The sequence below is a fragment of the Moraxella atlantae NBRC 14588 genome (assembly GCF_001591265.1).
Classification (GTDB): Bacteria; Pseudomonadota; Gammaproteobacteria; order Pseudomonadales; family Moraxellaceae; genus Faucicola; species Faucicola atlantae.
Genome location: NZ_BCUL01000049.1, coordinates 1 through 3,074, shown reverse-complemented (window position 1 = coordinate 3,074; position 3,074 = coordinate 1). Strand labels below are relative to the sequence as shown.

At 47.8% G+C, this 3,074-nt stretch carries 2 tRNA genes and 2 rRNA genes; all 4 read left to right on the top strand.

Annotation, left to right across the window (positions count from 1 at the left end):
* The first annotated feature begins 358 nt into the window (after nt 1-358).
* Nucleotides 359-1,886 (top strand): 16S ribosomal RNA (locus MA2_RS10535).
* Between the two features lie 165 nt (nt 1,887-2,051).
* A tRNA-Ile gene (locus MA2_RS10530) sits at nt 2,052-2,128 on the top strand.
* 84 nt (nt 2,129-2,212) lie between these two features.
* A tRNA-Ala gene (locus tag MA2_RS10525) sits at nt 2,213-2,288 on the top strand.
* Nucleotides 2,289-2,554: 266 nt separating this feature from the next.
* Nucleotides 2,555-3,074: ribosomal RNA gene (locus tag MA2_RS10520) — 23S ribosomal RNA — on the top strand; the annotation flags it as partial.

The window sequence follows — 3,074 nt, the reverse complement described above, 5'->3', positions numbered from 1 at the left end:
AAAAAAGCGCGTATAATACGCACACACCGAACGGCGGCAGCCAACAAAGCTTGTAAAAACAAGTACTTAGTGGCAGCGAGCTAAAACGGTAAAAAAGTTTGAAAAAAAAGCTATTGACAGCATCAAAAAACATGTTAAAATAGCGCCTCTTTCGACAGATGATGTCAAAGAATAACTCAATAACAACGAAACACAAGAACAACTTGTGTGGATTTTCACCCAGGCACAAAAAGAAATGAAGTAAAGAAGCATTTCTGCTCTTATAAATCGAAGAGTATAATAGGACTTAACGATGAACTGAGTGAAAAAAACTTAAAGTTGATTCATTTAAGCGAACAGTGGGAAGAGCGAGAAGATTAAACTGAAGAGTTTGATCATGGCTCAGATTGAACGCTGGCGGCAGGCTTAACACATGCAAGTCGAACGATGGAACCTAGCTTGCTAGGGGAAATAGTGGCGAACGGGTGAGTAAGATTTAGGAAACTGCCTTATAGAGGGGGATAGCTCGGGGAAACTCGAATTAATACCGCATACGTCCTACGGGAGAAAGGAGCTTTTGGGTTCTGCTATAAGATGTGCCTAAATTAGATTAGCTAGATGGTGAGGTAAAGGCTCACCATGGCGACGATCTATAACTGGTCTTAGAGGATGATCAGTCACACCGGAACTGAGACACGGTCCGGACTCCTACGGGAGGCAGCAGTGGGGAATATTGGACAATGGGGGAAACCCTGATCCAGCCATGCCGCGTGTGTGAAGAAGGTCATAAGATTGTAAAGCACTTTAAGCAGGGAGGAAGAGCCAGTGGAGAAACACACTGGTGGTGACGTTACCTGCAGAATAAGCACCGGCTAACTCTGTGCCAGCAGCCGCGGTAATACAGAGGGTGCGAGCGTTAATCGGAATTACTGGGCGTAAAGCGGGTGCAGGTGGTGCACTAAGTCATATGTGAAAGCCCTGGGCTTAACCTAGGAACAGCATATGATACTGGTGAACTAGAGTATATGAGAGGGAAGTAGAATTCCAGGTGTAGCGGTGAAATGCGTAGAGATCTGGAGGAATACCGATGGCGAAGGCAGCTTTCTGGCACAATACTGACACTCAGACCCGAAAGCGTGGGTAGCAAACAGGATTAGATACCCTGGTAGTCCACGCCGTAAACGATGTCTACTAGCCGTTGGGGCTCATGAAGCCTTAGTGGCGCAGCTAACGCGATAAGTAGACCGCCTGGGGAGTACGGCCGCAAGGTTAAAACTCAAATGAATTGACGGGGGCCCGCACAAGCGGTGGAGCATGTGGTTTAATTCGATGCAACGCGAAGAACCTTACCTGGTCTTGACATAGTGAGAATCCTACAGAGATGTGGGAGTGCCTTCGGGAATTCACATACAGGTGCTGCATGGCTGTCGTCAGCTCGTGTCGTGAGATGTTGGGTTAAGTCCCGCAACGAGCGCAACCCTTATCCTTACTTGCTAGCAGGTGAAGCTGAGAACTGTAAGGAGACTGCCAGTGACAAACTGGAGGAAGGCGGGGACGACGTCAAGTCATCATGGCCCTTACGACCAGGGCTACACACGTGCTACAATGGTAGGTACAGAGGGCAGCTACACAGCGATGTGACGCGAATCTCAAAAAGCCTATCGTAGTCCGGATTGGAGTCTGCAACTCGACTCCATGAAGTCGGAATCGCTAGTAATCGCAGATCAGAATGCTGCGGTGAATACGTTCCCGGGCCTTGTACACACCGCCCGTCACACCATGGGAGTCTATTGCACCAGAAGTAGGTAGCCTAACGAAAGGGGGCGCTTACCACGGTGTGGTCGATGACTGGGGTGAAGTCGTAACAAGGTAGCCGTAGGGGAACCTGCGGCTGGATCACCTCCTTAACGAAAGTGACTGGGTGAGAATTCACAGCAAGTTGGTCTTGTGTTTTAAGAAGCTAACGTAGCGTAAAAGAAGAGCAAAGACTTTTAAAGTTACGACCAAAAAACTTATCCAAAAGTTTTTTGGCTCGAAGCTAAAATTGCGATGCAATTTTTTAACGCTTCTCGGGGTCTATAGCTCAGTTGGTTAGAGCACCGTGTTGATAACGCGGGGGTCATAAGTTCAAGTCTTATTAGACCCACCAATATAACCAAAGGACACCGAAAAACGTACTAAAACGTTTTTCGGCTCGAAGCTAGCAAAGCGCTGCTTTGCCTAAACGCTTCTTGGGGCCATAGCTCAGTTGGTAGAGCGCCTGCCTTGCACGCAGGAGGTCAGGAGTTCGACTCTCCTTGGCTCCACCAAGCTGTTACAGCAAACAGGATACTGATGACAGTAAATTGTTTAGTGTAACAACACGAATTTACCTGACGAAGGTAAATTAACTCAATAACAACATAGAGAAATGAGTCTGGGTTAATGATATCCAACGTATCATTAACCACGAAGGCTACAGGGAAGACTGGAATAGCGATATAGAAAGTTAGTCTTGTAGCCAAGTAAAGAGAACTGAATCAAGCGTAAACAAAGGTGGACGTTACTAACGACATACGACCGATTAGGGTTGTATAGTCAAGTGAATAAGTGCACACGGTGGATGCCTTGGCAGTCAGAGGCGAAGAAAGACGTGACAGCCTGCGAAAAGCGTCGGGGAGGCGGCAATATCCTGTGATCCGGCGATATCTGAATGGGGAAACCCACTTGCCAGAAGGCAAGTATCGTAACTAATACGAAGCGAACCGGGAGAAGTGAAACATCTCAGTACCCCGAGGAAAAGACATCAAACGAGATTCCCCCAGTAGCGGCGAGCGAACGGGGAGGAGCCGACGAATTTAGACGTAGAGGAATCACTTGGAAAGGTGAATCATAGAGGGTGACAATCCCGTACTCGAAACGTTTAGATAAGCATATTAAGTAGAGCGGGACACGAGAAATCCTGTTTGAAGATGGGGGGACCATCCTCCAAGGCTAAATACTCCTGACTGACCGATAGTGAACCAGTACCGTGAGGGAAAGGCGAAAAGAACCCCTGTGAGGGGAGTGAAATAGAACCTAAAACCGTGTGCATACAAGCAGTGGGAGCCGAGAGG